Annotated in this window: 3 protein-coding genes; all 3 read left to right on the top strand. The window is 51.7% G+C overall.

The window, feature by feature from the left end:
- The first annotated feature begins 73 nt into the window (after positions 1-73).
- Positions 74-373 carry an IS66 family insertion sequence element accessory protein TnpA gene (gene tnpA, locus BZJ21_RS15200; protein ID WP_077577339.1) on the top strand — a complete coding sequence of 100 codons (300 nt, stop codon included), beginning with the start codon at positions 74-76 and terminating at the stop codon, positions 371-373.
- A complete protein-coding gene (gene tnpB / locus BZJ21_RS15195) occupies positions 370-714 on the top strand; it encodes an IS66 family insertion sequence element accessory protein TnpB (protein ID WP_025675503.1) in 345 nt (114 codons plus the stop codon). The genes tnpA and tnpB overlap by 4 nt, the downstream gene beginning before the upstream one ends.
- An 88-nt stretch (positions 715-802) precedes the next feature.
- Positions 803-2,200: IS66 family transposase (gene tnpC, locus BZJ21_RS15190; RefSeq protein ID WP_077670244.1), on the top strand; the 1,398-nt coding region annotated here is incomplete at its 3' end.

Here is a 2,200-nt window from a genome sequence, read left to right as displayed (position 1 = left end):
GTAAGCGGTTAATAAACCCCACATACCCATAAGACACGGGCTTTGCCATAGTACCTTTTTGAGCGGAGGTACCATGAAACAAGCACAAAAACGCGCGCACTGGGCGGCGATCATTGAACAACAAAAGCAAAGCACAGTGTCCATTAAGCAGTTTTGCCAAGACAACGCTATTCCCTATCAAACTTTTTATTATTGGTCGAAGCGATTACGTGAACACCAACAAGCGCAAACCGTGCAGCCGGTTGTGGTCGATACGTCCGGTCACTTACCTGGGGCGTCCGTCGTGCTTGTCTTTGCCAATGGCATTCGAGCCGAGTTACCCGCCACGCTCAACGCCGCACAAATCAAACACTGGGTGGATGCACTGCAATGACGCCTTCTGGCAAGGTATTCTTGGTCTCTGGCGTCACCGACATGCGCAAGTCGATTGACGGTCTATCATTGATCGTGGCCGAGCAGCTTGAGATGGATCCCTTTAGTGAAGCCTGGTTTATTTTCTGTAATCGCGGTCGCGATAAGCTCAAAATCTTATTCTGGGATACCAATGGGTTTTGGCTGTATTACCGCCGCCTCGAAAAGGGCACCTTCAAGTGGCCTCGCCCAAGCCCTGACGGCGTGATCACTCTGAGTAAACCGCAACTTCACTGGCTCCTATCGGGACTGTCACTGGAAAACAGTCACGGGCATCATCCTTTAAAGGGACTAGAAGTGTGACCCATGACAGTGATCATCATATTGCCCTTGAACGATCCTTTTGCGCCGTCAAACTTGTTGCCATTACACGGTAAGAAGATGACGCCCAATGACCGACCTCCCTGATGATATCGAGCAACTTAAAGCCATGCTAGTGGCGAAAGAGGCATTGCTGCATGACAAAGAGGAAGAGATCTCGGCGTTAAAAAATCACGTTCAGTTATTGATTGAGCAGTTAAATCTGAGCCAATCCAAACGCTTTGCCGCACAAAGTGAAAAAGTGACGAAAGGCACTTTCAACGAAGCCGAGCAGCAAGATGCGTTACCCTCTGCGCCTAAGGCGAGACGTCAAACAGGACGCAAACCCCTACCTGCTGATCTTGAGCGTGAGGTGCACACCCATACCTTAAATACCCCTTATTGCGCGTGCTGCGACGTGCCCTTACACGCCTGTGGCAAAGAAGTGAGCGAAACATTGAAAATCGTGCCGCAGCGGGTCAGTGTCATTCGTCATGAGCGCACCAAATATGCCTGCCGCCAGTGCGAGCAAACCGCTGAAACCAGCCAGGTAGTGACCGCACCGAAGCCAGCTAGCATGATCCCCAAAAGCCTTGGCAGTCCAGAGGCGTTTGCCGCCGTCGTGACCGCCAAATATGTGGATGCACTGCCGCTATATCGTCAAGTCGATATGCTGAACCGAGCGGGTATCGACATTAGCCGTGCCACTTTAGCCAACTGGTGTGTGCAGCTGGGCAGCAAAGTTGACGTGATTATCGATACGATGAAAGCACAGTTAGCCAGCGAGCCACTTATCTGCGCCGATGAAACCACGGTGCAAGTGCTCAAAGAAGCAGATAGAAAAGCGCAGTCGACCTCTTACATGTGGGTGTATCGCAGTGGTGAATTTACCGACCACCCGGTGGTGATTTATGATTATCAACCCAGTCGAGCCGGCGCGTGTGTGCGAGCGTTCCTGGGCGATTATCAGGGCTATCTTCTGTCCGATGGTTACAGTGCTTACGATACCGTTGACGGTGTGACGCAAGCAGCGTGTATGGCTCATGTTCGCCGTAAATTTACCGATGCGCAAAAGGCGTCGCCCTCGAAAAAAGCCGGCAAGCCAGAAAAAGCGCTCACCTTCATCAACAAGCTCTACGGCATCGAGCGACGCGGGAAACACTTATCGGTCGAGGCCCGGCAACAACTCAGACAGCAAGAAAGTCTGCCTCTGTTAAATGACTTTAAACGCTGGCTTGATAGCATGCATGTGTTGCCCAAAGGCGCCTTAGGCCAGGCCATCACGTATGCGAAAAATCAGTGGCCCAAACTGCTGACCTATCTGGAAGATGGCCGCATTAGCATCGACAACAATGTGACGGAGCGAGACATCCGCCCGTTCGCCACGGGTCGAAAGAACTGGATGTTCTCGACATCTGTCGGTGGAGCAAAAGCGAGTGCTAATCTGTATAGCTTGGTGATGACATGCCGTGCCAATGACATCAATCCC

It is taken from the genome of Salinivibrio costicola subsp. alcaliphilus (genome assembly GCF_001996185.1).
GTDB classification, from domain to species: domain Bacteria; phylum Pseudomonadota; class Gammaproteobacteria; order Enterobacterales; family Vibrionaceae; genus Salinivibrio; species Salinivibrio costicola.
Note: the sequence above shows the minus strand (reverse complement) of the source record. Positions and strands in the feature narration are given on the sequence as shown.